The organism is Lysinibacillus fusiformis, from assembly GCF_016925635.1.
In the GTDB taxonomy this organism is placed as follows: Bacteria; Bacillota; Bacilli; order Bacillales_A; family Planococcaceae; genus Lysinibacillus; species Lysinibacillus fusiformis_F.
The window spans coordinates 4,968,291-4,986,254 of the sequence record NZ_CP070490.1 but is presented as its reverse complement, the minus strand read 5'-3'; the positions used below and the strand labels follow the sequence as shown (position 1 = coordinate 4,986,254).

Annotated in this window: 12 protein-coding genes; 10 read left to right on the top strand and 2 right to left on the bottom strand. The window is 31.7% G+C overall.

Going from position 1 to position 17,964, the window contains the following annotated elements:
* Window positions 1-3 precede the first annotated feature (3 nt).
* The 3 genes from JTI58_RS24640 to JTI58_RS24630 all read left to right on the top strand — a co-directional run bounded on the left by JTI58_RS24640 (window position 4) and on the right by JTI58_RS24630 (window position 3,497).
* A complete protein-coding gene (locus JTI58_RS24640; RefSeq protein WP_205444337.1) occupies window positions 4-1,671 on the top strand; it encodes a site-specific integrase in 1,668 nt (555 codons plus the stop codon).
* A complete protein-coding gene (locus JTI58_RS24635; RefSeq protein WP_205444335.1) occupies window positions 1,652-2,329 on the top strand; it encodes a hypothetical protein in 678 nt (225 codons plus the stop codon). The genes JTI58_RS24640 and JTI58_RS24635 overlap by 20 nt, the downstream gene beginning before the upstream one ends.
* Window positions 2,330-2,870: 541 nt before the next feature.
* Complete coding sequence (locus tag JTI58_RS24630; RefSeq protein ID WP_205444334.1) at window positions 2,871-3,497, top strand: hypothetical protein; 627 nt, start codon at window positions 2,871-2,873, stop codon at window positions 3,495-3,497.
* 177 nt (window positions 3,498-3,674) lie between these two features.
* Here the strand turns inward: JTI58_RS24630 and JTI58_RS24625 are convergent, their stop codons facing one another.
* Together JTI58_RS24625 and JTI58_RS24620 are read right to left on the bottom strand one after the other, a co-directional pair.
* Window positions 3,675-5,417 carry a UvrD-helicase domain-containing protein gene (locus JTI58_RS24625; protein ID WP_205444333.1) on the bottom strand — a complete coding sequence of 581 codons (1,743 nt, stop codon included), beginning with the start codon at window positions 5,415-5,417 and terminating at the stop codon, window positions 3,675-3,677.
* Window positions 5,407-7,401, bottom strand: coding sequence for an ATP-dependent nuclease (locus JTI58_RS24620; protein WP_205444331.1), 1,995 nt, complete (start codon window positions 7,399-7,401; stop codon window positions 5,407-5,409). The genes JTI58_RS24625 and JTI58_RS24620 overlap by 11 nt, the downstream gene beginning before the upstream one ends.
* Before the next feature lie 1,059 nt (window positions 7,402-8,460).
* Here JTI58_RS24620 and JTI58_RS24615 point away from each other — a divergent pair.
* The 7 genes from JTI58_RS24615 (at window position 8,461) to JTI58_RS24585 (ending at window position 17,961) form a co-directional block, all read left to right on the top strand.
* Entirely contained in the window at window positions 8,461-10,107 is a 1,647-nt protein-coding gene (locus JTI58_RS24615) for a hypothetical protein (RefSeq protein ID WP_205444330.1), read from the top strand.
* 277 nt (window positions 10,108-10,384) lie between these two features.
* Window positions 10,385-11,920 (top strand): SAVED domain-containing protein, encoded by a 1,536-nt coding sequence (locus JTI58_RS24610; protein WP_205444328.1) that lies wholly within the window; start codon window positions 10,385-10,387, stop codon window positions 11,918-11,920.
* Between the two features lie 23 nt (window positions 11,921-11,943).
* Window positions 11,944-13,059: an SMODS domain-containing nucleotidyltransferase gene (locus tag JTI58_RS24605; protein WP_205444327.1), complete on the top strand. Its 1,116-nt coding sequence runs from the start codon at window positions 11,944-11,946 to the stop codon at window positions 13,057-13,059.
* On the top strand, window positions 13,052-14,890 hold the full coding sequence (locus JTI58_RS24600) for a ThiF family adenylyltransferase (protein ID WP_205444325.1): 1,839 nt from the start codon (window positions 13,052-13,054) through the stop codon (window positions 14,888-14,890). Before JTI58_RS24605 ends, JTI58_RS24600 begins: the two co-directional genes overlap by 8 nt.
* Window positions 14,883-15,380 (top strand): Mov34/MPN/PAD-1 family protein, encoded by a 498-nt coding sequence (locus tag JTI58_RS24595; protein WP_205444323.1) that lies wholly within the window; start codon window positions 14,883-14,885, stop codon window positions 15,378-15,380. Before JTI58_RS24600 ends, JTI58_RS24595 begins: the two co-directional genes overlap by 8 nt.
* A 419-nt stretch (window positions 15,381-15,799) precedes the next feature.
* Window positions 15,800-15,946: a hypothetical protein gene (locus JTI58_RS24590; protein WP_205444321.1), complete on the top strand. Its 147-nt coding sequence runs from the start codon at window positions 15,800-15,802 to the stop codon at window positions 15,944-15,946.
* 311 nt (window positions 15,947-16,257) lie between these two features.
* Window positions 16,258-17,961, top strand: coding sequence for a hypothetical protein (locus JTI58_RS24585; protein WP_205444320.1), 1,704 nt, complete (start codon window positions 16,258-16,260; stop codon window positions 17,959-17,961).
* The last annotated feature ends 3 nt before the right edge of the window (window positions 17,962-17,964 follow it).

Below are 17,964 nucleotides of genomic sequence, written 5' to 3'. Positions count from 1 at the left end.
TATATGTTAAGAAATGATAAAAAAAATGAAAATTTAGATATAATATATATTAGTAATAAATTGATTGAGGAACAAAAAGAAATATTTGAAAGTCTTGAATCTGCAGAGAAAATTATTAATAGTGAATTTGAGAATGATGTATGGGTTTGTCCTGTAGGTCATTTATATATGGGATATTATCTTAATTTTGATTTTTCATTAACTGAAGATATTAGTGTAGGGAAAATCAAAAACGAAATTTTGAAATATAAAATGAAGTTTTGGGTTTGTGATTTGTTAGTTAATTTATCGCTTTCTGAAGCAATAACTATATTTAGAAATTTTAAACAAGCACTATATATGACCGATGGTTTTAAAGAAAATAAAGTAAGAGCATATATTAAATATATCGAATTTTCAGGTATTACATCTGGAGCAAAGTGGAAAAAAATTCATTCAACACTTTCATTTCTAGTATTCTCTAATTTAAATATTGATCATGAAATAGTCAAATTATTATCCAATTACAAAAAACGAATCAGGATAAAAGCTTCAATAAGAAAATTACCGCCTTCGAAATATCTATTAATGTTTAAGTTTTATTTAGATAAATTCTTCGAGGAAGAATCTGTTAAAAATCAGCAACATAGCACAATTACTAAATCTTATATACTATTTTATCCGATTTTAATTTGGTGGAATCTAACCAGTATCATCCCTGTTAGACCTTCAGAATTTTGCTCACTTAGTAGGGATTGTTTAAAACAAACTGATGAAAAATATTTCATTAAAATTAATAGAATTAAACATAGAGAAAATAAAGTCCAAAATCATCAAGAAATATCTATTTCAAAAGACCTTTATGAATTAATAAATAACTATATACAAATAACAAATCAATTTGGAAATACTAAGACTCTAATTTCATATTGGTCAATTATATGGGCTGACCCAATTTATTTTAGAAAGAAAAAAAGCTATAAAGAATATTTTAATCTTCACAATTTAAGAAATTTAATAAACAGATTTTATAATGAGATAATCAATACAAGATATGAAGATAATATTGAAAATGAAAACAGAGTACGGCCAAACGATACTAGACATCTATCATTTATTTCATTAATGCTTCAAGGAGTTTCACCAGTAGAAATTGCGAGACTTGGTGGTCATTCAACTATTGAATCTCAATACCATTATTCTTCTCATGTTGAATATTGGATAGATTCTGAGGTTTTTAAATTAGTAAATAATTTGAATTACAGCTTGCAAAACCAAGAAACATATGAAATAACACCATCACTAATTAAAAATAAAGTAACGACAACCAAAAAGGAGGACTGGGATAATTTAAGTGTCCCTGGATACTGTATAGATGTAAATAAACGTTGCCAGACTGAGAATTGTATGCTTTGTGATTATTGGCGTATTCCAATAAATGAACTAGAAGATAATAGTAATATATTTGAAGAAATAAGTAAGGATAAAAAAGAAAAAATACACGAAATAGTTTTTTTTATAATGGAACTTCATAGACAAATTTTAAGCGAAGGTTCTTTTGAAATGAACCCATGGATTAAAAATAAATTAAAGACATATTCAGGAACTTTAATCAAAGAGATAAATCACTTAGCACAAATAAATTCTATAATTTTGAAAGGAATTGAACCTAGTGACAACGAAAAGAGGTAGAAAAACAAGTTTGTCTAAAGAAGAAGTAACTAGTATAGTTTTAAAATTTTCAAAAAAGCATAATGGAATAATTAAATATAAAGATATACATCATTATGCAAACATTTTATATAATGATGGGACATTGAATGTTAGAACCTCAGAAACTTTTTGGAGAAAAAAAGGGCGACTAGGGAGAAATATTATTGATGATTACAACTCCAAGCAAATTATAGATGAAAATAGGGACTTACAAAAAGATTGCAATAATAAATTACCTAATTTTTTACATATATTAAATAAATTTTATTATAATAAAGAAGAATTAATTCAAAGGCTAATAATTGAAGAAAAAAAATATCTATCTTTATTACATGAAAATACTGAGTTAAAACAGCAGATTTATGAAAAACAAAATAATATTGATAGAATGGCTGAAATTAATGAGAAACTACAATCTTATGTGCATCAGTTCTTAATTTTTAATTATGAAAATAATGAGGATTCCTTAACACCATTATTTAATTTAGCTTATAAAGAATTGTTTAATACTGCAGTAACTAGTATGGAAAGTAGTATATTGGTAATTAATAATCATTTAGATGAACAAAAACGGTTTAAAATGGATAAAATGAACAATATTAGTAATATATTTAGAGGAAATTTTGAAAAAAAATAAAATTAGTTTTTTAATAGTACTATTCTAGTTTGAAGCTTTTTTCAAGTAAAAGCTTATAAGATGCCCCTATCTAAGAATTACCAAGAAATTATGGATAGGAATATAGAGAAAACTAGAGTTGGAGAAGTAGTAAAGGGAGAGAAGACATAAATACTTTTTACTAACAAAAATTAAAAGCAATCCAATTTTATGAAAAAATTAATGCTTTTTATGTTTATATTATTTCCATACTTACAGATGCTCCACTACATATTAAAATTGAAGATGGTAGTAAAATAGTAGCACAACGGTGCAACCAATACCTATTACAATTTATACAGTATAGGAATTGGCAGTGCTCCTTTAGGGAAAATATTAGGAGTGAGCATAAAGAGTATCAATCAGAATTTATTTTTACATATCAAACAGACCAGGTTATTACTAATTTAAGAGATTTTTTCAAAAAAATGGTGGCCAGAATAATTCCCCAATTTAAATGGGGATTTTTCAATTACTTTTTCAATGTAAGTTTTTCATTAAATATTTAAAGGGAGAGGTTAATATGAACTACGAGGATATTCAATGTTATTTATCTTTATGTGATATTTCACTTCACATAGGTATAATTTCACCTGATGTGTATGAAGAAAGGTTATTTTATTTAGTATTGCTTTCTAAAGAAGAATTTAACAAAAATAGACTATTATTAGAAAAATTAAAGTTAGAACTTGAAGAACATACCGAGGTCAAAGAACATACCAAGGTCTTTGAAATTCCCGAAAAAAAACTAAAAGAAAATGAAGATCAAAATCGTTTTAGTCTAGTTACTATCCGTACTGGGAAATATGGGAAATGGATTCTTGCGGGTATTAGTGATCCTGATCCAGAACCAAGTATTCCTCACCTCCATGGAGTTGGAAAATACGCTAATTTAAAACTTGATCCTTATACTGGAAAAGTTTATGAAGGTAAGCATTTAATTGGAAAGGAGGATATAGACATTATTAGAGGTATTTGGAAACATAATGGTTTTAGAAATGTAGCTACTAACGCACTAAAAACATTTAAAGAAGAAAATAATCAGAAAATATTTGAACGATATTTAAATAAAAGGAATTTATCTGAAGACAATTTTTATAAGATACCACAAAAAAGATCTAAGAAAGTTAAAAAGGTTTTTAAGAATTAAATTGTAATATTTCATGTAGTTCTAATTATCAAACTGTTGTGGGGAATTCTTAAAAATAGACATGAGAATCCATTTGAAAAATATCAAATGGATTCTCTCTTTTAAATTATAAAAAAAGGAAATTTCGGAAAATATTCTAATCGATGATATTAAAAATAGTTGTTGTAATAATAGTTTCTATACTCTTTTGATTGCCCAATTTTTTTGGAAAACTTCTGCTATTTCGGTGGTCCAATCATTTTCAGCCATTGCAAATACGAACAAATCGGTAACTCTACTCATAGCTACATATAGTAAATTTTGATCTGTATATCTATAAGAATCATCATCAATAATACCATATTTATGTAGAAGAACTTTTGTAAATGGTTTTCTACCAAAGTCTACTAACAAGACTGAACGAAGTGTTTCTCCTTTTACAGAGTGTATAGTAAAAATATCATCTGTTTCATCTGATAACACTTCAGGCGTTCTTTGATTCTTAATAATATTTTCTATATTACCGTAGATATTGTCATCTAACCCAATATTGTCTACTCCGTTTTCTGTTAAAAATTGATTAATTAATTTACATAGTTGAATTTTATTATCATCGTCTATACCATTTTTTATAATATTAATTAGCAATGTGTGAAGCGATAACATCTTTGGATGTTTACTTATCCAGTTATTTATAGTAGATATTTTTTCCCCATTAGTAGCTAATTTCCCAACTACAAACTCAATAACTAAAGTCTTTAATTCAGAGTTGATTGATTTATTTTTCTTTAAATTTTTTTCTTTATAATTAACTCCTTTTTTTATTCTGTTTGACCAGGTTTTGATTAAAACAAGTACTTTATCTTTTTTATTATTCTCTCTAAATCTAAAATTAATTTCTTCGTATTCTTTAATTATTGCTTGATATGCAGGGTATATATCTTCCTCATTTTTATACAGTAAAATAATGGGGGAAAGAGATTCTTTACCTGAAATTGATTTCATTTCTGATTGAGGTAATATTGTATTTAAGTGTTCAGTAATTTGATTTCCAAAACGATTCGTAATATTTATTCTAAATACTTCGCTTTCATTTATTGAAGGCATAGGATGATCAAAGGAGATTGTCTGATAGGGATCACCTATTAATTGATAGATATTATTTTGAGTTTTAAATAATTCGTCCAGTAATACTTTTCCTTCAGGAGGCGTATCTTGGAACTCGTCTAAAAAAATATATTTAAATCTATTTCTAAGAATTTCTTTAAATTTTAAATTTTGTAAAAAAAATGTGGAAAATAAGAAAGTATCATCATGAGTAAGAAACCCCTGTGATTTTCTGGTTAGCTTGGCCTCTAACAGCAAATCTTTATACTTTTCAAATAAATGCCAATTAGTTGTATTAGATATATCTAAACATTTATCATTTATATTAAAAATCAAATTACTATTATGCATTCTAAAAGCGATCTTACCTTTTACATCTTCACTCATAAAACTCCTTTCTACACTTAAAAAGGATTTATAAAATTCTAAGTCATTTGGATGCTCTTTATCAAAAACTAAATTATTGTGATTACAAGTATATTTGAAGAGAGGTAATACACAAAAACGGTTAAAGAATTCATTAATTGTACCTATAAAATGTGGATGATCGATTTTTCCTATACCAGCTTTAATTAATGCATTATTAATTTCATTTACTGCTACATTTGTATGTGTAATGATGCATACGCCAGCCCTGCTCTCAGACGAATTTAAGTTTTTAAGTAAAATTACAATTTTTGCAGCTAATGAGGTTGTTTTTCCAGCACCTGGTCCAGCAATAATTGTTTTATTTTCGAATAATTCGATGAATTCTCTTTGTAAGGTATTAAATTCACTTTTATTATTTAGTAATATATTTTCGACAAGTTCGTAGTCTTTATCACTAATTTCCATTTACCTCTTCTCCTGTCACATGTTTTATTGCATTAATAATATTTCTTATATCTTCATCCTCTAATAATATATCTTTTATTGTAGTTTTATTTTCTAATAAATATTTAGCAAAGTTTTGAGCAACAATAGATTTTGAAACTTTTTTTTCTAATAAGAAATTATAAACTGCTGTTGCTCGTATAGACTTATCAGATATTTCTTCAAAGAGCTTCTTTTGTTGTGTTTTATAGGAATCCAATGAATAATGTGAATCCAACAATACATTTTCAAATTCATCTCCAAGTTTACTTTTTGCGAATGTATGTTCTAAAGTCCAAGGTTTGGTTATATAAACTTTAGTTTTTTCTATATTATCAAAAAAACTAGTTTTAATTTTTGTTTCTATTTTTTGTTTATAATCATTAAAATTAGGTTGTAATGTACTTAATAGTTCAATAATCTGAGTTTCTATCTCGGCTATCCTTTTTTTAAATGAATCAGGATCTAATTTATCACTAATATGCTTACTGTATAAGGATTTTGACTTGGTTATGATTTCATTTGAAGTAATATAAATATCTTCGAGTTCTTCTTGTGCATCACACTCAAAATAATTAGCTATTGAAGTGTTTATATCACTTGTTATTTCTAGATAGCATGGTTCTGTATAAAATTCCACAGGTTTTAAATCTAAATCTGTGATAATTGAAACAGGAAAGTTCATCTGATTATTATCATCTTCTCTCAAAAATATTGATGAATATCTCTTAAATGCTAAATTTCCAACATTAATTATTGAGACCCCATATCTATGTAGAGGAAGATCAATAACTTCTGATATAGCTGGTAGAAGTAAATTTTCTGCATCTCCTTCAACAAAAATAACTCCTTGTGCAAAAAACATATTTGCTTTGGTAGCATCTAAAAATCGTTCTAAAAATTCATAATCTCCTTGAGCTAATTTAGTAGAACCTTTTTTCATGGAGAAAGCCTTCTTGTTATATATAAAAATAATACTTTCAAGTGAAATAGAAGAAGCTAAAACTGTACTATGTGAGGTGAAAATATATTGAATACCTGAGTCTTTAGAGTTTTGTTCAAAGTGCTTAATAATACGTAACTGAGCTTGGGGATGGATATGAGCCTCTACTTCTTCAATCAGTGCAATTTTTGGCCCTACTTCTGATTCACTTAGCAATAATAATTCAATTGCCATGAACAAAAGGTTAGAGCTTCCTAATCCAGTCCCTATTTCGCCTAAATTCAATTCGAGTTTTCTTAAAATTTCTACAAAGCTCATTTCTCTATTTCTAATTTCAGGTTCTTTTTTATTGTTATCATCAAAAAAATAATCAACTTTTAAACCAATCTTTTTTAATACAGGCTCTTTTAATACATCTTTTAATTCATCAAATGCTTTTTCAAAACTACTTATAATATGGGTTTGCTCAGGACTATTGTCAGTAAAGTTGCTTAAGTTTTTAACCACTTGAGCTATTCTTGAACGTTTCCCTGGGCTCAATTCAGTTGCTGCATCTCTTAAAGGTTTTAAATATGTAACTGATAATAACTGTCGAACTGTATCTTCCATGCTTTTTTCTAAGTTTTCAGGACCAGCTTTGAGAGATTTTCTTATTCTTTTTTGTTTATTAAGGTCTTCGTAAAATTCTGCTTCTAATATTAATCTTAGTTCTGTTTTATCAGGAGTTAATGATAACCATTCATAAAAGAACGATTCTTCGTCAGTGCTTAAATCACGGAATAAGCATTCTATTTTTAAGTTTGAACTATCTTGATGAAAATCTAGATCGGAAATCCAGTTGATTTCTTGGTTGTTTGTAGAGAGAACTAATTTAATTGCATCAATTATCGCTGTTTTACCAGCATCATTTTCACCTACAATTATGTTTAGGCCACTATTAAACTTAATTTCAATACCACATTCACCATTATCACCTACTCCATATTTTCTCCAGTTCCATAATCTTAAACTATGTAAATACATTTAGTTACCCTCCATTTCCTAACTTTAGAATTATTTCAACATATTTCTAATATGTTGAATATATCATAACATGTTAATTTAGATTTTTTTATTTAGTTTTTTTGACCTATAACCAATTAAGTTGTAGCTTTATAAAAAAGATTGATTGTTTAAAACAAAGATTGATCATTCATATTAAAGTTTGATTAAAAATCCTATGTTGATATGCATTCAATAAACCGTCCAGATTGTTGAATAAATATTTACTTGTAAAGCATTACGTTAGGTGAACCGTATCATAAGTTAGTACAGTATAAAAACAGAGGCCGATTTTCTATTATAGAAAATCGGCCTTTACAAATTGTTTTTGATTTTTTTCATGTACTTTACTCTTTGTTTAAAACTGAATTAAATACAAGTCATAAAATAATGTATCGAAAAACCTTTTGTTTGGCCTATTTTACTTAAAATAGAGTGTAGCTTTTCATGGGAATTTATATATTAAATATAATGGTCGTGGTGCTATAATGAAATATAGTAAATTATTACTGGGAAAATTAGATTACAAATTTAATTGAGATGTAGCGCTGCAACTGGTTTTATAGCTGCACTGTAAGGTGGGTAAAAAGCGTCTTTATTCGTTGCGATAATCATATTACTGTTGGGGGGATTGCCGTTGAATTGCTGTATGTGTAAAAAGGAAGTTTATCAATATTTGCAGGACCAAAATGGAGCGGTTTATTGTTCAGAGACATGTTTTGAGGAGACGTTTCCAAAATGCCATGTTTGTTATACAAAAATGAAAAGCTGGACAGAGAGTGGCGGCAAAAAATTTTGTTCAGTTCAATGCTATGAAACAACGTTAGAAGGCTGTGTTATTTGTCATAAGCCTTTAATCGAATGGATTGAATCTGAAGGTAATAAATATTGCTCGGAGCGCTGTTTTTCCGAAACCTGGCCATGCTGCTCCGTTTGCTCAAAAAAGTAAAGCAATGGACAGAGGGCGAGGAAGGAGAAATTTTTTGTTCGATACAGTGCTTTAAACAGCAGTTGCCTAACTGTACATGTTGTGACCAAAAAATGCAACAATGGATAGAAAATGATCAAGGAATGTTTTGTTCAGAAGCTTGTCTAAAAACAAGTTATCCAGCTTGTTCCGTTTGTAATACACGTCAAAAAGAATGGTTAAAAAATGAGGACGGAACGATTTATTGTTCAGAGCAATGCTATGAAAAAACGCTCCCGACGTGTCAAATATGCCATAAATCTATGACCGAATGGTTTGTTAGTGAAGGAAAAATGTACTGTTCGGATGTATGTATTGCAGCAACCGCACCTCCATGTGAATGCTGTGGCAAACGTCAAATGCAATGGTTTAACGTTGATGGGCGCAATTATTGCTCAGGTGCATGTTATGAAAAAACGTGGCCAACATGTCATGTTTGCAAGGATACTATGAAAAAATGGTATATACATGAAGACCATCAATATTGTTCTCATACTTGTATTGAGCAAACCATGCCAACATGCTTACATTGCCAAAAACCTTTATACGAATGGATAGAACTAGCAGATGGTAGACGTTATTGCTCGGAGCTTTGTGTGGATAACAGTAATCATAAAATTAATGAAGTACTATTATTGAGTGAAGTTACGGGATTATACCCTGATGAAATTCAAGTAATTGCTGCGCATGAAAATTGGACAATGGAGCAATTTGCAGAAAAAATCGATGTATTACTGGATGTGTTAGAAAAGCAAATTCCATTAACAGAAGGTATGACTGCTGCGTTTAAAAATGCAGGTATTTTTAATCGTTTAGCTACGAATTTATCATCTTATAATACTATGCGAGGCGGTACGAATGGCTTTAAGGGCTTTGTGTTTGAGGAGCTACATGCTGCCAATGCATCAGTAAATGGTATAGCAACTGATGTAATTTCGAATAATGGAATTGCTGATTTTATGATTTTAAATGCTGATGGTACACGTACACTAGGGCAAGCTAAGCTTGGCTATAATACGACTAAAATTGATTGGTCAGTATATAAGGACCAAAAAATTATTATTGATAAAGGTAATGAAAAGCTTCTGAAAAGCGCACGTGAAGCAGGGATGGATGTAATCGAGTCGAATTTCTCGAATAAGCAAATGAGCTCTGTTGCTAAGCTGTTACAAAGTGAAAGTCATTTAAGAGGAATTGTGAATGCACCAATTACTTCACGTATGGTATCGATGCATCAGGCAGGTGCAATGAATGCAAAACGTGGTGGTGTTTTTGGGGCTGGCTTTAGCTTAGGTGGCAATACTGTGGATCTATTATACGGTGATAAAACAATTAGTGAAGCGGCGACGGGTGTTGCAAAAGACACTGCTGTTGCAACAGCTACTAGCTATGTTGTCGGTGCACTAGCATCTACACAAGTTGGGGTTACTGTAAGTGGAGCTGTTGGAGGTGCAATGACTGCTGCAGGATCTTTAGTTGGCAAAACAGTCATTGGTAGCGCAATTGTATCAGGATCAAGTGCGCTTACAGGCGCATTAGCAGCAACGTCGATTGGCACTGCCGTGTCTTCCGGTGCAGTAACTATTGCGACAAGTGCGATCGGTACGGCTGTAGCAACGAGTGCTATCGGTGGTGCGGTTATAGCTGTTGCACCTGCATTAGCAGTTGGTGCTGCTGTAGGCGGAGTGTATAAATTAGGTAAAAAACTCTTTGGCCGATAAATACGATTGTATGTCTTCGTAAAGTGCATTAGTATCCTAATGATACTAATAATGTACACAACCCAGCATTCATAATTAATTTAAGAAGCTAATTGATATTCCACAATCGGGCGCTTACCTTGAATAAGGAAAGAGCTTTATCATTAAAGGAATATATTAAGAAATATTGTTACTAAATCTGCTTTGGTTTTCCTTTGACCTTCTTTGACTTTTTCAGTATAATATTGGAAATTATATGAATTCTATTACTTCTAATACATGAAACAAGGTGATTTTATTGAGCAAAGCAGTAAGTTCCAGGATTAAAGGTGATGATTACCAAGCATACATTTTTTGGATAAATGCGTGCAGACTCTTTCTAGAGCATACAAAAGTAGAAAAAATTGCATACGAGTTTGATCAAGTAAAATCAATAGATGATGTGGCGGTCTTTTATAAGCAACCATACTTAGACGAACATGGTGATAATCTTAATGCTGATTATTATCAAGTCAAGTTCCATGTAACTCAAGGTGGTTCTTTGAGCTGGCAGGATCTGTTAGACCCCAAAGCAATTAATGCTTCCGCTGTTTCATTTCTTCAACGACTCCATTTAGCACAAAAAGAGGTGGCGCCTGATGGTAAAGGTAGCCGTTTCTATTTTGTTACTCCTTGGCATATTCATCCTGATAATGAGCTATCTGAATTGGTCAGCAACTCTGGAGGAGAAATTCGGTGGGATAAATTAGCTACGGGTGGTGAAAGGAGTAGAATGGGCAAAATTCGTAAAGCAATGAAAGAGCACCTCTCTATTGTTACAGATGAGGAGCTTCAAGTTGTTTTACGTCCTTTAAGAATATTACACAGTAAAGAAAGTACTGAGCAATTAAAAAAAACTCTTAACTTAAATTTATGTTTAGCTGGTCTTAAACCTATTGATGAGGGCGCTATTATAAACCCTTATGTAGAGTTGATTAAGGGGTTGTTGACTAGAGGTAGAAATGAATTCACTAAAGATGACTTAATGAAGATATGCAAAGAAGAAGAGCTCTGGATTGGACAATCTAATCAAAAGAATACTGCGTATTCCATAGGCATAAGGAGTTTTCACCAGTGGGCTGAGAAAATGGAAGATGAAACTAATGCTATGCTTTGTTTGCTAGAGTTTTTTGATGGAAGGTATATAAAAGATAAAAAACACTGGAATGGTACAATTTTGCAAAATCTTGAACATTTTATTTTGAGTTCTACCAAACAAGGTGCACAACATCATCTTCATTTAGATACTCATTCTTCAATAGCATTCGCTACGGGCTATTACTTAGATTCAAAATCTGGAATAGATGCTGCTCCAGTACAGAGGATTAATGGGCGTCATGTTTGGAAGCCAGAGAAGAATATTAAATATGATGATTACCCTGGATGGATTTATGACGAGGATATTAGGGACGAAAATGGTAAAGATCTAGTTATTACATTAGGTATACGTCATAATATCATTGAAGAAGTTAATTATTATCTCCAACAAATAAATTTACCTATACGTAGGGTAATTAATTGTACCATCGATGGCGGGCAGGGGTCAGCGGTTATCAAAGATGGTTCTCACGCATGGTTGCTTGCTGATAAAATCGCAACTTATATAAATGATCGCCCAATAAAAGAACGGTTTGGACAAATCCATATATTCTCCGCGGTACCAAATGCTCTTCTCTTCTTTATTGGTCAATTTGCCCGCTCGTTTGGGCCTTGCACATTATATGAGTATGACTTTGAAAACAGAATTCCAGGGAAATATGAACCATCGATAACTTTGAACGCTTTAAAAAAATAAAACAATTCAAGGGAGATAAAAAAATGAAAATACCTTCGTATTTTAATGATTTTCTATCGGGAATACGGTTAACTGACAACCAAGTGAATGATTTAATCACAGGTCATACGACTTTAAGGGATAGACTATATAATGACGAGAACCTTTCAAAAATAATCGTAAACACATTCTTACAAGGTAGTTATCGACGAGCTACAGCAACTCGTCCCAAAAGCGGTAAGCGATCTGACGTAGATGTAGTTGTGGTAACAAATCTTGATAAAGAACAGTACACTCCTGAAGAAGCCCATGATTTATTTATTCCGTTTTTGGAAAAGCATTATAAAGATAAGTACCGTATACAGGGGAGGTCGCTCGGGATTGAGTTGAGCTATGTGGATTTGGATTTAGTAGTGACTGCAGCTCCATCTGAGAGTCAAAAAGCACTCTTGGAAGGCGAGAGTGTAGCCAGTGATATCTCCTTAGATGACTTATCGGAATGGACTTTATCAAAGTCACAGACATTTCCTCACGACATACGCTCGGAAACTTTTTTGTTTTTTGAAAAACAGGCGAATGCTGCTGAATGGAAAACTGAACCCTTGTATATTCCTAATAGAGATGCAGAACAATGGGACCCAACAGATCCTTTGTCACAGATAAAGTGGACATGGGATAAAAATAAAGAATGTAATAGGCATTATGTCAATGTAGTAAAAGCTTTGAAGTGGTGGCGTCGTATCGATGATCCTGAAGGTAGTCATCCAAAGAGTTATCCGCTTGAACATTTAATAGGTCAAACTTGTCCTGCTGGCATAGAATCTGTTGCAGAGGGCATTACGTTGACTTTAGAAGCAATAGTGAATGAATATCCTACAAAGCCTATTATGCCGGATCATGGAGTTCCACAACACGATGTGTTTGGCAGACTTACCGACGATGAATACAACGCTTTTTATGAAAGAGTTCAAGTAGCTGCCGTGTTAGCACGAGAAGCATTGGATGCTGAATCAGTTTATGACAGTGCCACAAAATGGAGACAATTATTTGGCTCTAAATTTCCAGAACCCCCAAAGCCAACAAAAAATAACAGTAACGGACAGTCTGGTTTCACTCAAAGGAATGATAAGACAACAATAGGAGGAAATAGATTTGCTTAGTAGGGAGCAAAAAAGACCTAATGCGGAATTATTACTTGCCAGAAGAATGTTGGAAGAATTAAATTCCGTTAAGATACTAGAAGATTTAAAATGGGACCCATTGTTTGATAAATGGGTCCTTCTTTGTAGGATTTCTTCGGAAAGTAAAGAGAATGATTCAATTCCGAAGAATTCGAATTGGTATGTTCTTATAGAAGATGGATACCCATGGGGCGAAATAAAGTTTTATCCTGCTAAAAAAAATGGTTTAAAGGGCACGTTTCCTCATCAAAATTATAATGGTAGTGAGCACTCTAAACAACCTTGGACAGGCGGGAATCTTTGTTTAGATTCCAGTTACAAACCATTAAGGCACTTAGGACTGGATAGTGAGCCATTTGATTCGGAATATCGTTTGCTATGGCATTTTGAAAGAGCTCTGAGTTGGTTGGAGGAAGCAGCAGAGGGGACACTCAGTAAAGATGGAGATCCCTTTGAACTTCCGCATTTCAAAAATAACCTAAACACTGTTGTTTACTATGAGGATAGCGAAAGCTTTTTAGGGTGGCAAAAGAGTAGAGTGAATTATGGTCTAGCAGAACTCTTATTTTACAAAGAGGATGAACCATTTGTTATTGTTCCTACGAAATATTCTACTACCAATGGGAATGAGGTTTATAAACCAAAATGGGGTACAGAAATTTCAAATCTTGCTACTAAGTCACAAACTTTAGTAGGCGCTTGGCTAGTTTTGAAAGAGTTACCCGTTGTTCCACCTTGGCAAGCCCCAACTACCTGGGGGGAATTAATGACTGCCTGTACAGCCCAAGGAATTAATCTCAAGAGAATCCTAAAAAATCTCTCAACCAAATTGAGGGATGGAAAGCATCATATAATTATGATAGGATTTCCAATTCCTGAAAAAATAAATAATAATCACGTACAAATGCACTGGCAACCCCTTCAATTACCTGCGTTAAGTAATGTCAAAGTGAAAATGAAAGGTTTTAGGGATACTGAAAAATTTAACTGGTTTCAGGATTTGGAAGGAATATTTAAAACCAACAACAAGATACAATGGCTTAATTCAGAGAATTGGCATGATGGGGAACTTTTTAATAGAGGGAGACTTAACACCATTATTAGGGAATCATCCATCCTTCAACTGGGCGCTGGAGCTGTTGGTTCAACGATTTCAGAACTACTGGTGCGCAGCGGACAAAAAGAGATAACCATTATGGATGATGATTTGTTAGAGGCTGGTAATATTGTTCGTAATACTTTAACTTCAAAAGACGTATTACAATTCAAAATTGATAAGTTGAAAGAACGCTTAAACAATATTTCTCCACATAGCAAGGTACAGGGAGTTAGGGAGAAATTCCCCCCTAAAAATGAACAATCCGTAAATATGCAAAGTTACAGTGTGATTCTAGATTGTACAGGTGAGGATCAGGCTTTATATAATATGTCTCAATTAACATTCGAAGAGCCAAAAACGTTTCTGTCTATTTCTTTAGGTTATCAAGCAAGACGGTTATTTGTTTTTTATACTAATGGCATTGAGTTTAATCATACTGCATTCATTAAATTAATGCAGCCGTGGTTGGCGAAAGAAAAGGGAGATACAAAACATATTGAATTCCCTAGGGAAGGGATAGGTTGCTGGCACCCTGTATTCCCTGCAAGAGCTGATGATATTTGGCTAATGGTTTCTTCTGCATTTAAAACAATTGAGCGTGCTATTTTAACAAAAAATATTAAACCGACGATACTTGTTTATGAGCAGCAATGGAAAGGAGATTTATTCAAAGGCGTTTCGCTGGTTCATCAGGAGGAGTACAATGAGTGATTTACTTTATTTAAATGATGTAGGGTCATTCGGGGTGGAAATTACTGATAAAATGGTTAACGAGATATATGAATTGTGTGAGGATTCATTTCCAAATGAAACAGGTGGTATTTTAATAGGCCATTATTCAAGCGATCTTAAACGAGCCCGAGTAACTATAGCTACCGGAGCTCCTTCAGATTCTAAATGCGGGAAGAGTTGGTTTTACAGAGGTACTAATGGTTTGCAGAATATACTGGACGAAGCATGGAATAAAAAGGGGGACTATTATTTAGGGGAGTGGCACTTTCATCCATGTGGAAATACAATTCCGAGTAATCAAGATATTAGAGAAATGAAGAACATATCTGTTAACAAGGGATACAACTGTCCTGAGCCAATCTTAATAATAGCTAGTAACACCTCATCCTTAGATTGGGATTTAGGACTTTTTGTTTTTGATTCTCATGAGGGTTATAAAAGATTAGAAAATGTGAAAGAGAAATGGTGACTCTAGATTTAAGACAAAGAATTGAATACTGCTTAAACAATTACTTCAATCCATTTTATTGTGTATTTGAAAATTATAACATTTATAGATTTGTGATTGCATTAAAAATAGGGGGATTTACCGTAAAAAAGGAAATTGTTTTTTCGTTTTATACTTAAAGAATCCAGTTTGATGAATTTTGTTGCACTAACATGCCTTAGTTGAGCAAGAAGAAAAATTAGTTGAGCAAGAAGAAAAAGGTGATACATATTATATATGACTAATATGTATCACCTTTATATTTTAGGACCTTTACAATTTAGGTCTTGAAAAGAAGCAAGTTTGGTTAAAATTGTAGATTTGAAATAAAGTCGCGATGTTTGTAAAAAAGTTGCGATGAAATACCCCTTTAGATTTTTTTGTCTAAAAGGGTGTTTTTAATGGCTAAAAGAGCAAGAATTAAAAATCCTAAAAAATTGATTAAAGAAGATCGAGGCTTTGGAAGGAAAATAAATTATAAACCTTGGCTCAAATTTCAAGATGTATCTTCAGGTGGATTTCATAGTAAAGGTTCTATTTTTGATTAAAATACTTCCAATTGCAGTCATAAAAAGGAAAAAAATCTTAAAAAATTTTCTTCAAGGGTGCGGAACGTAATATTTTACACAATAATACAAATTGTTAAATAAATCAGAAAAAACATTTGACGTTTCAATTGAAATGTATTAAATTAAAAATAATTCAGTACTCTTATTCTACTATTGCAGATAAGATTCTACCTATTGGTTTGACTTGTACTTAGAACGAACTGAAATTATTGCAGTTGTGACTAAGTTTAGTTGCAACTGCTTTTTGTTTTAAATAACGAGTACTGTAAAAATACGGAAGGGGAATTATTATGAATAATTCTTTAAACAATGGCAGTACATTGGAAAAAACCATTACATTGGCAAACATAGGAACAACAAAGTGTGGTAAAACTACATCAATTGCGGCATTAACACATGTACCGGAAATAATCATTAATCTTGCTAGTGGTGATGATGGTAGAACAAAAACAACTGTCGAGTACCACATCGTTCAAAAAACTGAAGGTAATGGGATATTTATTGAAGATATTGATTTATTTGAGCAAAATATTATGGGTTCAGTAGATGGCAACCTTGAGAAATATAATCTTCAAATCAAGAAATATAAGGTCCTAAGTGATGTTTTGAAATTAACTACACTTGATGAAGGGGAGAATGTAAAAGAGCATATTAAAGAGCAGATTGAAAGTTTAAAGGGTGAACCAGCTAGCGAGCAAATTTTGAAAAAACTTATGTGTTCAGAAACAATCGATACATTTGTTCGCAAATTAATATTACGTGTTCCAGCAAATTCAACATTAACCCTTTTCTTAAAAGACCAAAATATAGATTTAAGAATTAGGGACACTAGAGGATTATTAGATATTGTGCTTAATAATGATCTAAAGTCTCAAACTTCAAAGTCACTATCAGAATTAGGACTAGATAATTTAGATGGAATTGTGTTTTTTTGTAGCGACACATATCCAAACATTGTTACAGAGCTATATAAAGATGTATTGAAAAGTGTCTTTGAATCATTGCCTGTGTTTTTAGTTCATAATAGAACAGACTTTATGTTTGAAATGTTTAATATCAATGGCCAAAAGCCTACAATTGATAATATAAAAAGTATGATAGAAGATATTCAAGAAGAAAAACATCAGTTTTTAAAGCCAGAAGCGGTTGCTGCAAAATCCAAATCTACATTTGAACTATTAGATCAATTGGACATTGGAGAATTTTATAAAGATAAGTCTGATAAGACAAAATTTAAGTTCAATGACTCGTATTTTACTAATGAAAAAATTCAATTTCTTTTACCTTCATGCACTTCTTTATCACAAATTGAAAACAACTTCTTAGAAAAATCAGATTTTGAATTTTATACATTGACTGTTAATGCTTCTTTTGAGAGAATGCTGAACATGATTTCGGTATTACAGGAAGGTATGGAGCTTATTTTTAAAGCGAATATTGCAAGAAATATTATTATAACTGAAAATAACACTAGAATACAAGAATTGACAAATGATTTTTCACGCTACGATAATTCATATGTTGGATATGGAGCAACGAGTTTTACGAAACCACAGTTGCAATACCTATCTTGTAGTAGTATAAACAATGACATTACAAATCCATCTTTAAATGGTTCTCGTATAGGACCACGAGGTGGCATAACAACAATGAATAATGGTAAACTACGTTATGCAACAACAGCAGTTGTCGCCGTTACAGCTAGAAGATGGATTACTTATCTTATTTCAAACATTTCTCTTAAAAATCCATTGGCAGATAGTAACGGAAATCCAATCTTTGACGGCACGGTGACCACGCTTGAGATTCAACAAAATTTATTACGAAAAGCATTGCTTAACAAGTTGTACAAAAATTATACTGATACAGAGGCTACTATTCAGTATTATTTGTTAGTAAATAGAAATTATGCTGTTAATGCAATTAACAATACTTGCAAACAAAACAATTCAATTGATGCCGTGATAACCGATATTGTAAACAATTTTATCTAAAGT